17 protein-coding genes and 1 riboswitch are annotated in these 19,047 nt (G+C 71.7%); of the genes, 11 read left to right on the top strand and 6 right to left on the bottom strand.

The genetic code is table 11. From position 1 onward, the window contains the following. Window positions 1-49: 49 nt before the first annotated feature. Window positions 50-1,366: a glycosyltransferase family 4 protein gene (locus SLV14N_RS28165; RefSeq protein ID WP_263273302.1), complete on the bottom strand. Its 1,317-nt coding sequence runs from the start codon at window positions 1,364-1,366 to the stop codon at window positions 50-52. Between the two features lie 335 nt (window positions 1,367-1,701). Here SLV14N_RS28165 and SLV14N_RS28160 point away from each other — a divergent pair, with 335 nt between their 5' ends. Beyond that, window positions 1,702-2,343 carry a TetR family transcriptional regulator gene (locus tag SLV14N_RS28160; protein WP_208684632.1) on the top strand — a complete coding sequence of 214 codons (642 nt, stop codon included), beginning with the start codon at window positions 1,702-1,704 and terminating at the stop codon, window positions 2,341-2,343. A gap of 227 nt (window positions 2,344-2,570) precedes the next feature. Here the strand turns inward: SLV14N_RS28160 and SLV14N_RS28155 are convergent, their stop codons facing one another. Next, window positions 2,571-2,804 (bottom strand): ferredoxin, encoded by a 234-nt coding sequence (locus SLV14N_RS28155; RefSeq protein ID WP_263271604.1) that lies wholly within the window; start codon window positions 2,802-2,804, stop codon window positions 2,571-2,573. After that, complete coding sequence (locus tag SLV14N_RS28150) at window positions 2,804-4,255, bottom strand: aldehyde dehydrogenase (protein ID WP_263271603.1); 1,452 nt, start codon at window positions 4,253-4,255, stop codon at window positions 2,804-2,806. Before SLV14N_RS28150 ends, SLV14N_RS28155 begins: the two co-directional genes overlap by 1 nt. Before the next feature lie 384 nt (window positions 4,256-4,639). Between SLV14N_RS28150 and SLV14N_RS28145 the strand changes: the two genes are divergently transcribed. From SLV14N_RS28145 to SLV14N_RS28120, 6 genes are all read left to right on the top strand, one after another. Further along, window positions 4,640-5,716 carry an MBL fold metallo-hydrolase gene (locus tag SLV14N_RS28145; protein ID WP_263271602.1) on the top strand — a complete coding sequence of 359 codons (1,077 nt, stop codon included), beginning with the start codon at window positions 4,640-4,642 and terminating at the stop codon, window positions 5,714-5,716. Between the two features lie 328 nt (window positions 5,717-6,044). Continuing rightward, window positions 6,045-6,206: riboswitch (cobalamin riboswitch) on the top strand. Between the two features lie 169 nt (window positions 6,207-6,375). After that, window positions 6,376-7,683: a prenyltransferase/squalene oxidase repeat-containing protein gene (locus SLV14N_RS28140; protein WP_263271600.1), complete on the top strand. Its 1,308-nt coding sequence runs from the start codon at window positions 6,376-6,378 to the stop codon at window positions 7,681-7,683. Next, window positions 7,683-8,366 (top strand): SCO2322 family protein, encoded by a 684-nt coding sequence (locus SLV14N_RS28135; protein WP_263271599.1) that lies wholly within the window; start codon window positions 7,683-7,685, stop codon window positions 8,364-8,366. Before SLV14N_RS28140 ends, SLV14N_RS28135 begins: the two co-directional genes overlap by 1 nt. Further along, a complete protein-coding gene (locus SLV14N_RS28130) occupies window positions 8,363-9,529 on the top strand; it encodes a CbiQ family ECF transporter T component (protein WP_263271598.1) in 1,167 nt (388 codons plus the stop codon). Before SLV14N_RS28135 ends, SLV14N_RS28130 begins: the two co-directional genes overlap by 4 nt. After that, the gene (locus SLV14N_RS28125) at window positions 9,526-11,154 is read left to right on the top strand and encodes an ABC transporter ATP-binding protein (protein WP_263271596.1); all 1,629 of its coding nucleotides are present in this window, start codon (window positions 9,526-9,528) and stop codon (window positions 11,152-11,154) included. The genes SLV14N_RS28130 and SLV14N_RS28125 overlap by 4 nt, the downstream gene beginning before the upstream one ends. After that, entirely contained in the window at window positions 11,151-12,050 is a 900-nt protein-coding gene (locus SLV14N_RS28120; RefSeq protein WP_263271593.1) for an ECF transporter S component, read from the top strand. The genes SLV14N_RS28125 and SLV14N_RS28120 overlap by 4 nt, the downstream gene beginning before the upstream one ends. 79 nt (window positions 12,051-12,129) lie before the next feature. On the opposite strand, the gene SLV14N_RS28115 is transcribed toward SLV14N_RS28120, so the two are convergent. Together SLV14N_RS28115 and SLV14N_RS28110 are read right to left on the bottom strand one after the other, a co-directional pair. Next, on the bottom strand, window positions 12,130-13,431 hold the full coding sequence (locus tag SLV14N_RS28115) for a S9 family peptidase (RefSeq protein WP_263271592.1): 1,302 nt from the start codon (window positions 13,429-13,431) through the stop codon (window positions 12,130-12,132). Between the two features lie 270 nt (window positions 13,432-13,701). Continuing rightward, complete coding sequence (locus SLV14N_RS28110; RefSeq protein ID WP_208684614.1) at window positions 13,702-14,871, bottom strand: steroid 3-ketoacyl-CoA thiolase; 1,170 nt, start codon at window positions 14,869-14,871, stop codon at window positions 13,702-13,704. Between the two features lie 240 nt (window positions 14,872-15,111). Here SLV14N_RS28110 and SLV14N_RS28105 point away from each other — a divergent pair, with 240 nt between their 5' ends. The 4 genes from SLV14N_RS28105 to SLV14N_RS28090 all read left to right on the top strand — a co-directional run bounded on the left by SLV14N_RS28105 (window position 15,112) and on the right by SLV14N_RS28090 (window position 18,657). Beyond that, complete coding sequence (locus SLV14N_RS28105) at window positions 15,112-16,344, top strand: cytochrome P450 (protein ID WP_208684612.1); 1,233 nt, start codon at window positions 15,112-15,114, stop codon at window positions 16,342-16,344. Window positions 16,345-16,790: 446 nt separating this feature from the next. Next, window positions 16,791-17,411: a DUF6230 family protein gene (locus tag SLV14N_RS28100; protein WP_208684611.1), complete on the top strand. Its 621-nt coding sequence runs from the start codon at window positions 16,791-16,793 to the stop codon at window positions 17,409-17,411. Beyond that, window positions 17,402-17,821: a DUF6114 domain-containing protein gene (locus SLV14N_RS28095; RefSeq protein WP_208684609.1), complete on the top strand. Its 420-nt coding sequence runs from the start codon at window positions 17,402-17,404 to the stop codon at window positions 17,819-17,821. Before SLV14N_RS28100 ends, SLV14N_RS28095 begins: the two co-directional genes overlap by 10 nt. Before the next feature lie 137 nt (window positions 17,822-17,958). Continuing rightward, window positions 17,959-18,657, top strand: a complete 699-nt coding sequence (locus SLV14N_RS28090; protein ID WP_263271591.1) for a hypothetical protein — start codon at window positions 17,959-17,961, stop codon at window positions 18,655-18,657. 51 nt (window positions 18,658-18,708) lie between these two features. On the opposite strand, the gene SLV14N_RS28085 is transcribed toward SLV14N_RS28090, so the two are convergent. Then, window positions 18,709-19,044, bottom strand: a complete 336-nt coding sequence (locus SLV14N_RS28085; protein WP_208684604.1) for a hypothetical protein — start codon at window positions 19,042-19,044, stop codon at window positions 18,709-18,711. Between the last annotated feature and the right edge of the window lie 3 nt (window positions 19,045-19,047).

Here is a 19,047-nt window from a genome sequence, read left to right as displayed (position 1 = left end):
GTTGGTGGCGTTGGTGGCTGCGGGAAGGAAGGACGGGCCGGTCGGGCCACTAGACGTGTCCGGCGGCGCTCGGCGCGGGCGCGGTGCCGGCGGCCCCTGCGGACGCTGCCCGGGGCAGGGTCCGGGCGCCGGTCCGGCCTCTCTGGAGGGCGATGGCCTCGCGGTAGCGTTCGGCGGTGCCCAGGGCGGCCTGACGCCAGGTGAAGCGGGCCAGTACCCGCTCCCGGCCGGCCGCGCCGAGCCGCCGGCGCAGCGTCTCGTCGCCCAGGAGGCGGAGCAGTCCGCCCGCCAGCGCGCCGGCGTCACCCGGGGGCACGGCGAGACAGGTCTCGCCGTCCGGGCCGGCGACCTCGGGAATGGCGCCGCCGGTGGTGGCCAGCAGCGGCGTGCCGGTGGCCATCGCCTCGGCGGCGGGCAGCGAGAAGCCCTCGTATAGGGAGGGGACACAGGCGATCTGGGCGCTGCGCACCAGGTCGACGAGTTCGGGATCGCTGATGCCCTTGACGAACTCGATGGCGCCGGACAGTCCGAGCCGCTCGACGGCGGCGGCGACCGGCCCGTCGTCGGCGCGCTTGCCGACGACCACCAGATGCGCGTCGGGATTCTCGGTGCGCACCTTGGCGAGCGCCTCGACGAGGTGGATCAGTCCCTTGAGGGGGACATCCGCGCTGGAGGTGGTGACGATCCGGCCCGGCACCTCGGGCACCGAGGCATCCGGCGAGAACAGGTCGGTGTCGGCGCCGATATGCACCACATGGATGCGGCCGGCGGACACCCCCAGGTCCTCGACGATCTCCAGGCGGGAGGAGCCCGAGACGGTCAGCACGGACGGCAGCCGCCGGGCCACCCGCTTCTGCATCCGTGTGAAGCCGTACCAGCGGCGGACGGAGGCCCGGCGCTTCCAGCCGTCGGCGGCCGCCAGGTCGAGCCGCCGGTCGACGGTGATGGGGTGGTGGATGGTGGTGACCAGCGGCGCACCGAGCGCGCCGGGGCCGCCGAGCAGACCGTAGCCGAGGGTCTGGTTGTCGTGGACGACATCGAACTGGCCGCGGCGGGCGGCGAGATGGCGCCGGGCGCGCAGGGAGAAGGTCAGCGGCTCGGGGAAGCCGCCGGTCCACATCGTGCCGACCTCGAGGGCGTCGATCCAGTCGCGGTACTCGCCGCGCTTCGGCGTACGGAACGGGTCCGGCTGGCGGTAGAGGTCCAGGCTGGGCAGCTCGGTCAGGGTCACCCCGTCGTCGACGACGGGGTAGGGCTGGGCGCCGATGACCTCGACGGTGTGGCCGAGGCGGGCCAGTTCGCGCGAGAGGTGGCGTACGTAGACGCCCTGTCCGCCGCAGAACGGGTTCCCCTTATACGTGAGCATCGCGATCCGCAGGGGACGCTCGCCATTCGACGGAGCGGAGGCCGGGGAGGCCTCTGCGGGGCGAGGCGCTGCTGCCTGGACGGCCTCTGCGGTCACGCTCGGCCCCCTTCTCACTGGACTTTCGCCGGAGCGTAACCGCTGGCGGTAATCTAGAACAAGTTTCAGAACTGATTGGCTACTGATCAGTTCACCGAGCTTCGAATCTACCGGCCGAGAACGAGGCGAAAAGAGCCGCACCAGGTGATTCGCGCCACCACCCGCCCCCCTGCCATGCTGTGCCGAGCACACCACCGGCACTCGCCGCATCGCGGACGGAATGCCACGGAATGGGAAATATGACTACGGAATCCAAGGCGGCCAGACCGACCCTTCCCGCGAGTCCTCCCCTGACCGAGCGTCAGGAGGCCCGGCGCCGCCGCATCCTGCACACCAGCGCCAAGCTGGCGTCCCGTGGTGGCTTCGACGCCGTGCAGATGCGCGAGGTCGCCGAGTCCTCGGGCGTCGCGCTCGGCACCCTCTACCGCTACTTCCCCTCCAAGGTGCATCTGCTGGTCGCCACCATGCAGGACCAGCTCCAGCACATGCACGAGACGCTGCGCAAACGCCCGCCGTCGGAGCAGGACCCGGGCGCGCGGGTGGCCCAGACCCTGATGCGGGCGTTCCGTGCGCTGCAGCGCGAGCCGCATCTGGCCGATGCGATGGTGCGCGCGCTGACCTTCGCGGACCGCTCCGTCAGCCCCGAGGTGGACACCGTCTCCCGGCTGACCACCGCGATCATCCTCGACGCGATGGGGCTGGACGGCCCCGCCACCCCCGAACAGCTCTCCGCGGTCCGGGTCATCGAGCACACCTGGCACTCGGCCCTGATCACCTGGCTGTCGGGCCGGGCATCGATCGCCCAGGTGAAGATAGACATCGAAACGGTCTGCCGGCTGATCGACCTCACCTCACCGGACCGCGAGAGCGCTCAGCGTTAGGCGTTGGGCGTTGGGCGTTGGGCGTTAACCCCGGGTCTGCCATGGGTAGTTGGCCCGCAAGGGGTCCACCGACCCCCTACGGGACACCTCCCCACGCCCCGTACGGGCTCCCGCTCCCGGGGCTGCCGCCACAGAACTCCCGCTACGGGGCTCGCGCCACAGGGCTCCCGCTACGGGACTCCCGCCCCGCACCCCGGGCCGCCCACCTCCTCCGGCGCGGCCGCCACTCACTCCTCCGGCGGGAAGACCACCTCGCCGCTCCCGGACACGGTGAGGGTGATCGCCTCCACGGGGCACCCCTCGGCCGCTGCCAGGACACTCTCGGCGGCGTCCGCCTCCGGGGCCACCGGGTGCGACTGCCGGGCCGTATCCAGCCGGAAGCCGTCCGGGGCCGTGGCGACGCACATCCCCGACCCGATGCAGACGCTCCGGTCCACGACCACCTCCCAGCGGTCCCCCATCAGGCACCCGCCGGCAGATGGATCATCTTGTGCTCCAGGTATTCGCCGAAGCCCTCGGGCCCGAACTCCCGCCCGATGCCGGAGTTCTTGTAGCCGCCGAACGGGCCGAGCATGTCGATACTGAAGGTGTTCACCGAGTACGTACCGGTGCGCACCTGCCGGGCGATCTCGATGCCGTGGTCGACATCGGCCGTCCACACCGAGCCGGAGAGCCCGTAGTCGGAGTCGTTGGCGATCCGTACCGCCTCTGCCTCGTCGTCGTACGGCAGCAGACAGATGACCGGGCCGAAGATCTCCTCACGGGCGATCCGCATGGAGTTGGCGACCTCGCCGAAGAGGGTCGGCTCGACGTACCAGCCCGTGGCCTGCTCCTTGGGACGGCCGCCGCCGGTCAGCACCTTGGCGCCCTCCTTCTGCCCGAGCGCGATGTAGTCCAGCGAACGCTGCTGCTGACGGCGGGCAACCAACGGGCCGACTTCGGTGGCCGGATCCAGCGGGTCGCCGACGGTGAGCGCCGAGGCCGCCGCGGTGAACCGCTCGGCGATCTCGTCATAGCGGCTGCGCGGGGCGAGGATCCGCGTCTGGGCCACACAGGCCTGGCCGTTGATCATCCAGGCGAACGGCACGATGCCGGCCACCGCCGCGTCCAGATCCGCGTCCGGCAGGATCACCGCCGCGGACTTGCCGCCGAGCTCCAGCGTCACCCGGCTGAGGTTGCGGGCCGCGACCTCCATGACCCGCTTGCCCGCCGCCACCGAGCCGGTGAACGACACCTTGTCCACGCCCGGGTGCCCGACCAGGTACTCGCTCACCTCGCGGTCCGCCGGCAGGATCGACAACACCCCCGGCGGCAGTCCGGCCTCCGTCACGATCTCCGCGAGCAGGTACGCGTCGAGCGGGGTCTCCGGTGACACCTTCAGCACCACGGAGCAGCCGGCCAGCAGCGCCGGCGCGAGCTTGGCGGCTGCGGTGAACTGCGGGACGTTCCACGGCACCACGGCCGCGACCACTCCGGCCGGTTCCCGCCGCACCAGCAGCGGTCCCAGCACCCCGCTCCGCCGCTCCTCGAACGGGAAGTCGCGGGCCACCGTGAGCGCCGCGTCCCACACCAGCATCGCGGCCAGCGACTGCACCATGACACCGGAGGTGAAGGGAGTGCCGTTCTCCGCGCTGATGACCTTGGCGATCTCCTCGCTGCGGGCCGCGAAGGCGTCCTTGATACGGGTCACCACCGCGATCCGGTCCGCCAGCGGGGCGTTCGCCCACACCCCGGACGCGAAGGACGTACGGGCCGCGGCCACCGCACGGTCGACATCGTCCCGGGAGGCGTGCGGCACCCGGCCGATGACCTGTTCGGTGTGGGGCGAGACGACCTCGATCGTGTCGCGGCCGGCCGGATCGGCCCACTCACCACCTATGTAGAGCTTGCCGTGCTCGACGAGGTCGCTCATCGCTGCCGCCTCCTGCGGGTTGGCCGCCTGTCCGGCGGTCCCTGCCGGTTCCCTGTCGTTGCCGAGGTGCATCGCCGTTGCCAAGGCGCATCGTCGTTGCCGAGGTAATTCGTCGCTGTTGAGGCACTTCGTCGTTGCCGAGGTACTTCGTCGTTGCCGAGGTACATCGTGGTTGCCAAGGGACATCGGATGCGCTTGCCGGCGGTGTATTCAGACCCACTCACCGCATCAGGAACTGATACCAGTTCTAGTTCGAGGAGTCCACGGCACCGACCGAATCCCAACTCGCCGCAGCAGAAGGGGCACTTCAGGCCGCATTGAAACCAGTTCTAGTTATAGTGAGGGCCGGGTACCGGGTGTAGGCCACACCGAGAGGGGACCGGGATGACCACGCAGGTGACCGACCACAAGGGCGGGGTGTGGAGCATCGCCGTCCCCATCCCGGACAACCCGCTCGGCCACACCCTCGTCCACCTCCTGGAGACCGACCGCGGGCCGGTGCTCATCGACACCGGCTGGGACGATCCGGACTCCTGGGACACCCTCGTCGCCGGCGTCACCGCCTGCGGGTTCGACCTCACCGACCTGCACGGCGTCCTGATCACCCACCATCACCCCGACCACCACGGCCTGTCCGCCAAGGTCCGGGAGGCCTCCGGTGCCTGGATCGCGATGCATGCCGCCGACACCGCGGTGGTCCGCCGCACGCGCGCTGCCGAACCGGGTCAGTGGCTCGATTACCTGCTCACCAAGCTCGCGGCGGCGGGCGCACCGGACGACCATCTGGCGCCTCTGCGGAAGGCGCGTGCCACAGGGGGCGGCCGGAAGCTGCCCGGCCGGCGGGCCGCGCTGCCGGACCGCGGTATCGACCCCGGCGCACTGCTCGACCTGCCGGGGCGCCGGGTGCGCGCCATCTGGACGCCCGGTCACACCCCCGGGCATGTGTGCCTCCACCTGGAGGAGGAACACCCCTCGGCGCGGACCCCCGGCTTCGGCCGGCTGTTCTCCGGCGACCACCTCCTGCCCGGCATCACCCCGCACATCGGCCTGTACGAGGCCCCGGACGACGGTCTTGGCGCGCACGACGGGGAGGGCTTGCGGGAGGGCACCGACCCCCTGGGCGACTACCTCGACTCCCTCGAACGCGTCGGCCGGCTCGCCCCCGCCGAGGTGCTGCCCGCCCATCAGCACGCCTTCGCCGACGCCGGCAGCCGGGTGCGCGCGCTGATCGCCCACCACGAGGAACGGCTTGCCCGGCTGAGAGCGCTGCTCCAGGAACCGCGCACCGTCTGGCAGCTCGCCGAGACCATGGAGTGGAACCGCCCCTGGGAGCAGATCCCGTACGGCTCCCGCAACATCGCCGTGTCGGAGGCCGAGGCCCATCTGCGCCGTCTGGTGAAGCTGGGGCATGCGGAGGGGGTGCCGGGCTCCGATCCGGTGACCTACCGGGCGGTGGGATAGCCCGGTCGTCCCGCCGTCGCCTTCTGTGGCGAGGCGGGGGCGGGCCGCTTGACGTGTGCCCGGCGCCTGGCCTCTTCGGCGCTCCGTCCGGTTCGGCGCCCAGCAGGTTCGGCGCCCGGCAGGTTCGGCGCCCGGCAGGTTCGGCGCTCAACTCGTGCCGGGCTCCGTCCGTCCGGCTCATTCGGCCCCCATCCGCCCGGCCCGCGTCCGACTCCCGTCCGCCCGGCCCGCGTCCGGCTCCCGTCCGCCCGGCTCGTGCGCGGCTCCCTCCGGCTCGCGCCCGGTTCGGTCGGCTCGTACGTGCGAGCGAGCGCCCGGCGGGTGCCGGTTAAGGTGTGCGGGACAACTTCATCCGTACCCGATCGGGGGAAGCCGGTGGAAATCCGGCGCTGACCCGCAACCGTGAGGACGGCCCGTCCGTACCGCGCCGGCTGGCCCGGCAGGGACGGCCGTACGAGCCGGAGCACCCGAGGGGGCACGACCAAGGCTCCCGCCACCGGAAACGTCCGCCACACGGACGGCCGGTGCGCGGCACCGTCGAGGTATACGGAGCTGAGCCCGGTGCCACCGCGTCGCGATCCGAGGGGATCGGCGCGCGGGTGGCCGGCCGAGCGTGGCTGCGTACATCGCCGCGACCCGACCCGAGAGGCACCGACCCGATGGCCCCCATGGCTTCCATGGCTCACCAGGCCCCCCTGACGCACCCCGTCGCCTTCCTGGCGCGCCGCGCCGCCACGGCGCTGGCGGCCGCGGTGGTGCTGGGCGCGGCCGCTGCCCCCGCCGCGTACGCCGACTCCCCGTCCGCGTCCCCCAAGAAGCTGCCGGACGGCCTGTACGGCACCAAGGACCCGCAGTACGACGGGGTCTGGCGGCAGTCGCTGGCACTGCTGGCGCAGGACACGGTGGGGCTGCGGCCCGCGGCGTCCGCCGTGCGCTGGCTGGTCGGGCAGCAGTGCGCCGACGGCGCGTTCACCGCCTTCCGCGCCGAACCCGGCAAGCCCTGCGACGGCAAGACCATGCGGGACACCAACCAGACGGCCGCCGCCGTGCAGGCACTGGCCGCGCTCGGCGGGCACGGTGACACCGTGCAGAAGGCCGTGGACTGGCTGAAATCCGTGCAGAACGAGGACGGCGGCTGGAGCTCGATGCCCGGTTCGGCCAGCGACGCCAACTCCACGTCCGTGGTCATCGGCGCACTCGCGGCGGCGGGCGAGAAGCCGCGGTCCGTGACGTCGAAGAAGGGCGGCAAGACCCCCTACGACGGGCTGCTCACCTTCCAGCTGGGCTGCGATGCGAAGGAGGGCGAGCGCGGCGCGTTCACCTTCCAGCTCAAAGGCGCCGCCCCGAACGCCGACGCCACCGCGGCCGCCGCGACCGGAGCGCTCGGCAAGGGCTTTGTCGTCGCGCCCGCAGACCACCGCGCAAACACCCCGGTCAAGCCGCTGAACTGCAAGGGCACCGGGGGTGAGAAGGCGGGCAAGGGCGATCCGGCGCAGGCCGCGGAGGGCGGCGACGCCTACCTCGTCGCCCAGCTCGACAAGAACGGGCAGCATCTGCTCTCCGCGATGCCGGGCGCCGAGAAGCAGCCCGACGTCGGCAACACCGCCGACGCCGTGGTGGCGCTGGCCGCCGGCGGGCACGGTGCCGCCGCCGCGAAGCCGCTGAAGTGGCTGGAGAAGAACGCGGCGGACTGGGCCGAGCAGAGCGGCCCCGCCGCATACGCCCAGCTGGTGCTGGCCGCGCACGCCACCGGCACCGACCCGCGCTCCTTCGGCGGCACCGACCTGGTGGCCGCGCTCAACGCCACCGGCCCCAAGCCGGCCGCCGCTCCGCAGAAGGACGCCGGGGACTCCGACGACTCCGCGGACGGCGGCGGCATCAGCGTGTGGTGGGTCATCGGCGTCGGCCTCGCCATCGGCGCCGGCATCGGGTTCCTGCTGAGCAGCCGGAAGAAGAACCAGCTCTGATGCGGCGTACCAGGATCGCCGGCGCCGTACTGCTGGCCGGTACGGTCACCGGCCTGGCCGCCGGGCCCGCGCAGGCGCAGGAGTACCGCTACTGGTCGTTCTGGGACGGCAAGGGCGGCTCCTGGGCGTACGCCACCCAAGGGCCGGCCACCCTGCGGCCGGCCGACGGCGCGGTCGAGGGCTTCCGCTTCACCGTCGGCGCCGACTCCGCCGCGGCCGGCAAGCCGCGCGGGGCCGCCGACTTCGACGCGATCTGCCGCGACACCCCCGCCGAGGACGGCCGTAAACGGATCGGCATCGTCCTGGACTTCGGCACCGCGGCGGACGCGCCCGGCGGCGAGCGGCCGCCGAAGGCCAGGACGGCGTGTGCCCAGGTGCCCGAGGACGCCTCGGCGGGCGAGGCGCTGGCGGCGGTCGCCCGGCCGCTGCGCTATGACGCCAATGCCCTGCTGTGTGCCATCGCCGGCTATCCGAAGGCGGGGTGCGCGGAGGCGGTGAGCGGGTCGAAGGGACAGGCGCCGTCCGCCGCACCGTCCGCGGGAGCGGGGGACCGTGACGGCGCAGACGGCGAGGGCGGCGGGAGCGGGGACGGCGGGCCGTCCGCAGGGCTGCTCGGCGGGATCGCGGCCGTCGCCGTCCTGGGTGCGGCAGCGGTGTGGCAGGCACGCCGCCGACGCGGATGAGCGCCCCGCAGGCGACCCGCACCACCGCGCTGCACGCCGGCGCCTGGTGGCTGTGGGCGCTGGGACTGGCCACCGCGGCCTCCCGCACCACCGATCCTCTGCTGCTGGGGCTGCTGGTGGGCGTGGCCGGCTATGTCGTCGCGGCACGTCGTACGGACGCGCCGTGGGCCCGCTCGTACGGCGCGTTCGTCAAGCTCGGACTGGTCGTGATCGCCATCCGGCTGGTCTTCGCCTTCTTCCTGGGCTCGCCGATTCCCGGTACGCACACCCTGGTCACCCTGCCCGAAGTGCCGCTGCCGGACTGGGCGAAGGGCGTCCGGATCGGCGGCCGGGTCACCGCGGAGGGCATGGTCTTCGCCCTGTACGACGGGCTGAAACTGGCCACTCTCCTCATCTGTGTGGGCGCCGCCAATGCGCTCGCCAACCCCGCCCGGCTCCTGAAGTCCCTGCCCGGTGCGCTCTACGAGGCGGGCGTCGCGGTGGTCGTCGCGATGACCTTCGCCCCGAACCTGGTCGCCGATGTCCAGCGGCTGCGCGCCGCCCGCCGGCTGCGCGGGCGTCCCGACCGGGGGATCAAGGCGCTGCTCCAGGTCGGGCTGCCGGTGCTGGAGGGCGCGCTGGAGCGCTCGGTGGCGCTGGCCGCGGCCATGGACGCGCGCGGCTACGGCCGCAGCGCCCAAGTGCCGCCCGCCGTACGCCACACCACGTCCGTGCTCACCCTCGGCGGGCTGCTCGGCGTCTGCGCGGGAACCTATGGGCTGTTGGGCGACACCGGGGGCGGCTACGGGCTGCCGCTGCTGCTGGCCGGGCTGGCGGCGGCGCTCGCCGGGCTGTGGCTCGGTGGCCGCCGGTCGGTGCGCAGCCGCTACCGGCCCGAGCGGTGGGGCGCCCGCGCCTGGCTGGTCGCGGGCTCCGGCATTGCCGTCGCCGCCCTGATGATCTGGGCGAACGACTATGCGCCGACCGCCCTGCACCCGCCCGCCGTCCCGCTGACCGCCCCCGTCCTCCCTCTCTGGCCGGCCGTTTCCGTTCTCGTGGGGCTGCTGCCCGCGTTCGTCGCCCCGCTCCCGTCGGGCGCGGACCGTGCCGGTTCCGGTGGTGCGTCCCGCGGCGGACGCCGTGCCCCTGATGTCGTTCCCTGTACGAAGGAGCCCACCCAGTGATCCGGTTCGAGCAGGTCTCGGTCACCTACGGCGACGCCGCGGCGCCCGCCGTCCAGGGCATCGACCTGACCGTCCCCGAGGGCGAACTGTGTCTCCTGGTCGGCCCCTCGGGCGTCGGCAAATCCACCGTCCTGAACGCCGTCTGCGGCCTCGTCCCGCACTTCACCGGCGGCACTCTGCGCGGCCGGGTCACCGTCGACGGCCGGGACACCCGCACCCACAAACCGCGTGAACTGGCCGATGTCGTCGGCACCGTGGGCCAGGACCCGCCGGCCCACTTCGTCACCGACACCGTCGAGGACGAACTCGCCTACGGTATGGAGTCGCTCGGCCTCACCCCCGAGGTGATGCGCCGCCGGGTCGAGGAGACCCTCGACCTGCTGGGCCTGGCCGAGCTGCGCGACCGCGCGATCGCCACGCTCTCGGGCGGGCAGATGCAGCGGGTGGCCATCGGGTCGGTCCTCACCACCCATCCCAAGGTCCTGGTCCTCGACGAGCCGACCTCCGCGCTCGACCCCGCCGCGGCCGAGGAGGTGCTCGCCGTCCTCCAGCGGCTGGTCCATGACCTCGGTACCACGGTCCTGCTGGCCGAACACCGCCTGGAGCGTGTGGTCCAGTACGCCGACCAGGTCATCCTGCTGCCCTCTCCCGGCGCTCCCCCGGTCATGGGTACCCCCGCCGACATCATGGCCGTCTCCCCCGTCCACCCCCCGGTCGTGGCCCTCGGCCGCCTCGCCCACTGGTCTCCTCTCCCCCTCTCCGTGCGCGACGCCCGCCGCAAGGCCGCTCCGCTGCGCGAGCAGCTGACGGGGGTCCCGCCACAGGCGCCGGGAAGGAGCGCGGAGGGCACGCCGGCAGCGTCGGACGCTGCCGCGGAGATCTCCGGGCTCGGTGTGCGCCGGGGTCGGACCGAGGCACTGCACGGGGTGGATCTGAACGTGCGGGGCGGCGAGACGATCGCTCTGATGGGGCGGAACGGTGCGGGGAAGTCCACCCTGCTCACCACCCTCGTCGGTATGCATGAGCCGTCGTCCGGCACGGTGCGGGTCGGTGGCGCCGTCCCGCACCGCACCAGCCCCCGTGCCCTTCTGCGGCACGTCGGCCTGGTCCCCCAGGAACCTCGTGACCTCCTCTACGCGGACACCGTCGCCGCCGAGTGCACCGCGGCCGACCAGGACGCGGGCGCCCCCGCAGGCAGTTGCCGGGCCCTGGTCGCCCGGCTGCTGCCGGATGTCCCGGAATCCGTTCACCCCCGTGATCTGTCCGAGGGCCAACGGCTCGCCCTCGCCCTCGCGGTCGTACTGACCGCCCGTCCGCCGCTGCTCCTTCTCGACGAGCCCACCCGCGGGCTGGACTACGCCGCCAAGGCCCGTCTGATCGAGGTGCTGCGCACCCTGGCCACCGAGGGCCATGCCATCGTCCTGGCCACCCATGACGTGGAACTCGCCGCCGAACTGGCGCACCGTGTCGTCATCCTCGCCGACGGCGAGATCGTCGCCGACGGTCCCACCGACGAGGTCGTCGTCTCCTCTCCTTCCTTCGCACCGCAGGTCGCCAAGGTCCTCGCCCCGCTGCCCTGGCTGACCGTTCCTCAGGTGGCCCGCGCCCTGGAGGCCCTCGCATGACCGTGCCCCCACCCCGTCCGGAGGGCCTCGGACCCGTCTCCGGCTCCGGCCGCCCCGACGCCGGTCACCAGGCCCGTGCCGTGCGGCTCGGGCCCCGCTCCATCACCGCGCTGGCACTGATCTCGGCCATCGGCGTGATGGCTTTCGGCTGGCCGCTGCTCGCCGACTCCGCCTCCGGGCTCGCCCATTCCAAGGACGCGCCCTGGCTGTTCGCCGCGCTGTTGCCGATGCTGCTCGCCGTTGTCGTGGCGACCATCGCCGACACCGGCCTGGACGCCAAGGCCATCGCGATGCTCGGCGTACTGGCCGCGGCCGGGGCCGCGATGCGCCCCCTGGGCGCGGGGACGGCCGGCATCGAGCCGATGTTCTTCCTGATGGTGCTGTCGGGCCGGGTCCTGGGGCCCGGGTTCGGGTTCGTGCTGGGTTCCGTGGCGATGTTCGCGTCGGCGCTGCTGACCGGTGGTGTCGGCCCCTGGATGCCGTTCCAGATGCTGACGATGGGGTGGGTGTCGATGGGCGCCGGTCTGCTGCCGGGGCCCGACCGGCTGCGCGGCCGCGGTGAACTCTTGGTGCTCGCGGCGTACGGAGCTGTCTCCGCCGTGCTTTACGGCCTGGTCATGAACCTCCAGGGCTGGCCCTATATCGCCGGCCTGACCTCAGGGGTCTCCTTCGTTCCCGGCGACCCGCTCGGTCAGAATCTCGCCCGCTATCTCACCTACTGCCTTGCCACCTCCCTCGGTTGGGACCTCCCCCGGGCCCTGGTCACCGTGATCCTCACCTTCACCCTCGGGGGCACCGTGCTCAAGGCTCTGCGTCGCGCCACCCGCCGCGCGGCCTTCGATGTCCCCGCCTCCTTCGCTCCCGATCCGCCCCGGGGGGCTGCCGCCTCCCGGTGACGTGACCCGTGTCCTGGCCCTTGCCCGGCGGGTGGTCGTCTGCCGCAGCCCGGACGGCCCTGGCACCCTCCGGAGCCTTTCAGCGGGCGACGGGCAGTGTGCGGGCTATGGACGGCTGCGAGCGCAGGAAGGACGCGTAGTGGTCAGCGTCGGCCCCTTGGTCGACGACCTCGGCCCTGGCCCCGTGTCCCGCCAACTGCCGTGCGCAGCTGCGGGTGTTGGCTATGGGTACGTCCCGGTCGCCGGTGGCGGAGTAGAGGGTTATCCGCACGCCTCGGCCCGGCTTCCAGTCGCAGGTGCGGTCATTGGCGCGGAGCGCTTCCAGCAGGGCGCCGGAAGGGTGCCGGAGTTTGTGGTACCAGGTGTCCGTCAGCAGGTCTTCGAGGCGTTCGGGCAGCTTGCCGGCGATGTCTTCCGCCGGGTGCTCACTGTCGAAGAGGTCCTCGACCCGGTCGGCGTAGGGGGCTCGGAACACCTCGGCGGGGTCGTTGTAGAGCGGATGCAGGCGGTTCTGGGCGGTGAGGAAGAAGGAGAGGTAGAAGACGGCGGACCGCGGGTCGATACGGCCGTCGAACATCCCGGGGAGTTCCGCGCCGACGAGGTCGAACGGCCCGCCGACCGGAGCGAGCATCCCGAGGCGGAAGCGGGGATCGGCGCCGCGGTGCAGCTCGCGGCCCAGTGCCATGGCCACCTGTCCGCCCTGGGAGAAGCCGGTGACGGACACCGTGCGGTCAAGGGTGGCGCCGAGCTTCGGGGCGGCCGAGTGTGCTGCCCGGAGCATGTCGAGGGAGGCCGAGACGGAGGACCGGGCGTCCATGTACGGATGGCGTCCGGGGCTGGTGCCGAGGCCGAGGTAGTCGGGAGCGAGGGCGGCGCGGCCGGCCGAGGCGTACAGCACCGACACCGCCCGGTCGGGGCCGTCCGCCATCGAGGGGGCGTAGCCGCGGTAGGCGAGGGTGCCGTGGGTGTGGACGACGGGCGGGAGAGGGCGGGAGCCGCCGCCCGTCGGGAGGGCGAGCAGGCCGGAGGCGGTGGCGGGACGGCCGTCGGGGGTGATCGTGCGGTAGGTCAGGCGGTATGCGGCGACGCCGTGCCGGGCGGTGCCGGTCTCCAGTCCTTGTTTCTGTGCCTGGCCGATGACCTCGGCCCGGCTCTGCCGGCCGAGGGGCGTGAGGGAGAGGAGTGTCCCGCGCCCCTGGCCGGTTCTCGGTGCGGCGGCGGCGTGAACCGTCTCTCCGGACTCTGCCCGCTGCGTCGTGAAGGCCGACGGCGCCGCGAGGGCCGGGGCCGTGGTGAGTGCCGCCAGCACGAGGGCGGCGCCGGCCACCAGGGCGCGCGGGACGCGTCGTTGCCCGCGCGGTGTTCCCGTCTCGGCCGGCATGCCGGATGCGGCCGGACCGTCGGAGGCGGGCCTCACGCCGGCCGCTGCCGGAGGGGAAGAGGAGGAAGCGGGCGAGGAGGAAGAAGAGAAAGAAGAGGAAGAGGGGTGCTGCCGCGGTGTTCTGTTCGTCATGCCGTTGACGGTACGGAGATCGCGCGCCTCGCAGAATGCGGCTTTCCACCCAACTCAGCTGTGGTTTTCCTCAGGTTGGGGAGGTGGCCGCGCCCCCCACCCCCTCGCACGGCGTCCTCGGCGGCCGGCGGCTCTCCGCTACAGCCTCTGAATGATCGTCCCCGTCGCCAGTGCCCCGCCCGCGCACATGGTGATCAGGGCGAATTCCTTGTCCCTGCGTTCGAGTTCGTGCAGTGCGGTGGTGATCAGCCGTGCGCCGGTGGCGCCGACCGGGTGGCCGAGGGCGATGGCGCCGCCGTTCACATTCACCTTCTCCAGGTCCTGTTCGAAGACCTGCGCCCAGGAGAGCACGACGGAGGCGAAGGCCTCGTTGATCTCGACCAGGTCGATGTCCTTGAGGGACATCCCGGCCTTGCCGAGCACCGCGCGGGTGGCGTCGATGGGGCCGTCCAGATGGAAGTGCGGATCGGCGCCGACCAGCGCCTGGGCCACGATGCGGGCCCGCGGCTTGAGTCTGAGGGCGCGCGCCATGCGCTTGGAGGCCCACATCAGCGCGGCGGCGCCGTCGGATATCTGGGAGGAGTTGCCCGCCGTGTGGACTGCGGTCGGCATCACGGGCTTGAGGCCGCCCAGCGCCTCCATACTGGTGTCCCGCAGCCCCTCGTCGCGGTCGACCAGCCGCCACATGCCCTGGCCCGCGGCCTGCTCTTCCTCGGTAGTGGGGACCTGGACGGCGAAGGTCTCCCGTTTGTAGCGCTCCTCGGCCCAGGCGGCGGCCGCCCGCTCCTGTGAGATCAGGCCGAGCGAGTCGACGTTCTCCCGGGTCAGCCCCCGGTTGCGGGCGATGCGTTCGGCCGCTTCGAACTGGTTGGGCAGGTCGACGTTCCACTCGTCGGGCCAGGGCTTGCCGGGACCGTGCTTGGAGCCGCTGCCGAGCGGCACCCGGGACATCGCCTCGACGCCACAGCCGATGCCGACGTCGATGACACCGCCCGCGATCATGTTGGCGACCATATGGTTGGCCTGTTGGGAGGATCCGCATTGACAGTCCACGGTGGTCGCGGCGGTCTCGTACGGGAGGCCCATGGCCAGCCAGGCGTTACGTGCCGGGTTCATGGACTGTTCGCCGGCGTGGGTGACGGTGCCGCCGACGATCTGTTCGACGCAGTCGGGCTGGATGCCCGTACGGGCGAGGAGTTCGCGGTAGGTCTCACCCAGGAGGTAGGCGGGGTGGAGGTTGGCGAGCGCGCCTCCGCGCTTGCCGATGGGGGTGCGTACTGCTTCGACGATGACGGGTTCCGCGGCCATGACTGACTCGTCCTCTCCTCGCGTCCGCGGATGTCCCGGCACCCACGGAAGAAGAACTAGTACGCGTTCTAGTTCTACAAACAGTCTTATGAGACGCCCTCCGGGGCGCAAGGGGCGTGCAACACCCTTGTCCACAACCGGAGTCGCCAGACCCCTTGCCACTTGTAGAACTCGTTATTACCTTCACCGCACCCATACCTGATGAACCGTCAGACGTCTCGGATGGACCAGGAGTCGCCGATGCCATGTCCCGCGCTGCCCGACGGGTTCGACTTCACCGACCCCGACGTCTACCAGTCCCGCGTTCCGCTCCCCGAGTTCGCGCAGCTGCGGCGGACCGCGCCCGTGTGGTGGAACGCCCAGCCGCACGGTGTTGCCGGCTTCGGTGACGACGGGTACTGGGTCGTCACCCGTCATCAGGACGTCAAGGAGGTGTCCACCAAGCCCGAGGTCTTCTCCGCGAACCTCAACACCTCGATCATCCGCTTCAACGCGGCCATGACCCGCGACCAGATCGACGTACAGAAACTCATCATGCTGAACATGGACCCTCCCGAGCACACCAGGGTCCGCCAGATTGTGCAGCGCGGCTTCACCCCGCGCTCGATCCGGGCCCTGGAGGACGCGCTGCGCCACCGGGCGGAGCAGATCGTCGCCGGGGCGCGCCGGAAGGGCTCGGGGGACTTCGTCACCGATGTCGCCTGCGAACTCCCCCTCCAGGCCATCGCGGAGCTCATCGGCATCCCCCAGGACGACCGGGCGCGCATCTTCGACTGGTCGAACAAGATGGTCGCGTACGACGATCCCGAACTGGCCATCACCGAAGAGGTCGGCCTCAACGCGGCCACGGAGCTGATCTCGTACGCGATGAACCTCGCCGCGGAGCGCAAGGAATGCCCGGCCAAGGACATCGTCAGCCAGCTGGTGGCGGCGGAGCACGAAGGGAATCTCGGCTCCGACGAGTTCGGCTTCTTCGTGCTGCTGCTGGCGGTGGCCGGCAACGAGACCACACGTAACGCGATCACCCACGGGATGCATGCCTTCCTCACCCACCCCGACCAGTGGGAGCTCTACAAGCGCGAGCGCCCCGGGACGGCGGCCGAGGAGATCGTCCGGTGGGCGACCCCGGTGGTCTCCTTCCAGCGCACCGCCACCCAGGACACCGAGCTGGGCGGCGCGGAGATCAAGAAGGGGCAGCGGGTGGGGATCTTCTACTCCTCCGCCAACAACGACCCGGAGGTGTTCGACCACCCCGAGGTCTTCGACATCACCCGGGACCCCAACCCCCATCTGGGCTTCGGGGGCGGCGGCCCGCACTTCTGCCTCGGCAAGTCCCTGGCGGTCCTGGAGATCAACCTGATCTTCGGCGCCATCGCGGACGCCATGCCCGGTATCTCCCTGGCGGGCGACCCGCGCCGGCTCCGCTCGGCCTGGCTCAACGGCGTCAAGGAGCTGCAGGTTCACTACGGTTGACGGAGGCGCCACGGCGCAGGAGAGCGGCGGCGGAAGCGAACGGTAAACGGGCGGGACGCTCACTCCGATCAAGGAGGGTGGGCGTCCCGCCGGCGCGTGGAGCATGGCAGGCCGCGGCGCGGCGCAACCGCCAACGGCCCGCCGCCCGGCCCGCGCGAAACCGTGCCGAGGAAAAGCCGGACCAGGGGTATGTCCGAAACCGGTTCCTCCCTCAACCTTGCCAGCTGTCATTGGCAGACTTACATTCAACTCGCCAGAAACACTCGGCAGTTAGTTCATTGCGCGCACCGCTCAGCACCGTCTGCGCCCCGAGCCGCATCTTCTCCCCCATGCGCTCACCTCCGGCTCCTCCGCGCGTTTCAGCACCACACGCAACCCTGCACTCACGCATCCCCCCACACGTTTCGACAGTGCGCTCCACCGCTCTTCGAAGGGGACATACCGCCATGAAAGACGCACACGGCAGACCTGTCACGGGACGCATCAGCTGGCGGAAGTTCGCCGTGCTGTCCGTCCCGGCGCTCGCCGGCACCGCCGCCCTGGGCATCGCCCTGGCCAACGGGGCGCTGGCGGCGTCGTTCGCCGTCTCGGGACAGCAGTTCAAGGTCTCCGCGGACAGCCTCAAGGGCGACGGATTCGCCCAGTACGGCAGTGTCGACACCAACGCCAGGGGAGATCTCCTGCCGGTCGCCGTCACCGCCATCAAGACCGCCCAGCTGCATCATCTGTGCCAGTCGGTCGTCACCCATCTGCCCGTCGTCGGCGATATCTCGCTCAACCTCAGCGCCGGTACGGGCAGCACACCCGTCGAGGCGACCAATCTCTTCGTGGACGCCACCCAGCTCTCCGGCAACGCGTCCTTCCACCAGATCGAGATCGGCCGGGACGCCTCCACCCTCGACAAGGGACCGGACAGCGCCCAGGGCATGCAGGATCTCTTCGCCCAGCAGGCCGATGACGTCAGCATCAGCAAGCTCCGGCAGACCGCCTGGGCCACCAATGCGGGCACCTTCAAGCTGTCCGGTCTGAGCATGAAGATCTCCAAGGGCAAGAAGGAATGCTTCTGACCTGGCGGCGCTGGCGGACGGGACGGCCCTTCTGGGGCGGTCTGGCGGCCGTCATCGCCGGCGCCGAGATCTGCGCCATCCCTCTGGCACCGCTGAAGATCATGCTGCAACAGGGGATCGCCGGTATCCCGTCGGTCCTGATGGGGCTGGTGATGATCGTGATGGGGCTCTCGGCGTGGTTCGCGCCGCATTACCGGGGTATCGCGGGTGTCCTCACCGTGCTGTGTGCGGCGGCCGCGCTGGTGATGTCCAACCTCGGCGGCTTTCTGATCGGCACCGTCATCGGGATCCTCGGCGGCTCGATGATCTTTGCCTGGCAGCCGGTCACACCGCCGGAACCCGAAGCCCCAGAGGCACCCGGGTCCGCTGCCGCGCCGGGCGGCGGCGCGCCCGCGCCCTGCGAGCCCTAGCCGCCTCCCGCCCGCCGTCCGCCGCGCCCGCCCGTACGCGTACCCCCACACCTTCGTCCACGTACGGGGCGGACCGCTGCCCGCACCACCCGCCGCACCGCTCCTCCGGCACCCCACCCCTCAGAAGGAGAACCACGATGACGATGACGCACCCCACCCGCCGTACGCCCCGTCAGCGCGCCTTACGCACCGCCGGAACCGGGATCGTCGCGGCCCTCGGTCTGGCCCTCGCCGTGACGAGTCCCGCGACAGCACAGCCGGCCGGGACGCCGTCCGCCGCCGCGCCGTCCACGACCGTGAGTCCCGCGGGTCACAGCTTCACCGCCACGCTCAGCGGCAAGGCCACCTTCAAGGCGGGTTCGGTGACCGTCACCTGCTCGACCTCGGTCTCCAGTGGGCAGGTGCCGGCCGCGCCCGGCAACCAGAACCCGGAAGGCCCGGTGAGCAGTTCCACCACTCCGGCGACCTACGGCTCCTGCACGACGAGCATGCCGGGTGTCAGCGCGACCGTCACCACGACCGGCACCTGGGGCGTGGCCATGCAATACGGGACGCCGGTGACCGCCGGACTGACCATCCCGGCCGGCGGGTTCGTGCTCAAGACCAGCGGGCTGGCGTCCTGCACGGTGACCGCGGCCCCCACCTCGGCGGCAACGGTGAACGGCAGCTGGACCAACGGCGCGCCGTCCACCCTCACCTTCACCAATGCGTCGGTGCCGGTGAAGGTGGTGGGCGGCTTCGGCTGTCCGACCAGCGCGACCAGCTCGGCGTTCAACGCCGCCTACACGGTCGGCGACACCACCGATCCCGCATCCCAGATCACCGTCACCGGCTGAGCACCGGATGAGCCACGGGTGGCGTCCGTTCCCCGAACGGGCGTCACCCTCTCAGCGTGCGTTCAGGCCGACGGCCGCCACGGTCACCAGCACCGTCACGGCCACCGTGCCGCTCAGGAACGCGGTGATCAGCCGTCGTCGCAGGGCCCGGTAGACGCCTTCGTACTCGGTCCGCAAAGCGGCGCTGCGGGTCGCGATGCGCTCCAGGTAGGTCCGCGACGCGTCGCGCTGGTCCTGGCAGTAGCGCAGCTCCACTTCCCGCCGCTGGGTGTCGGTGAGCCAGGGCAGACCGGCGCAGAAGGCCTGCGCGCGGGTACGGGCCCGGTCCTTCTCCGCCTCCCAGAGGAGAAATCCCTCGATCTCGTTGACGGCCTGGTCCAGCGGCATTTC

Origin of the sequence: Streptomyces sp. Je 1-4 4N24 (genome assembly GCF_026239515.1) — a bacterium.
Lineage (GTDB): Bacteria > Actinomycetota > Actinomycetes > Streptomycetales > Streptomycetaceae > Streptomyces > Streptomyces nigrescens.
Note: the sequence above shows the minus strand (reverse complement) of the source record. Positions and strands in the feature narration are given on the sequence as shown.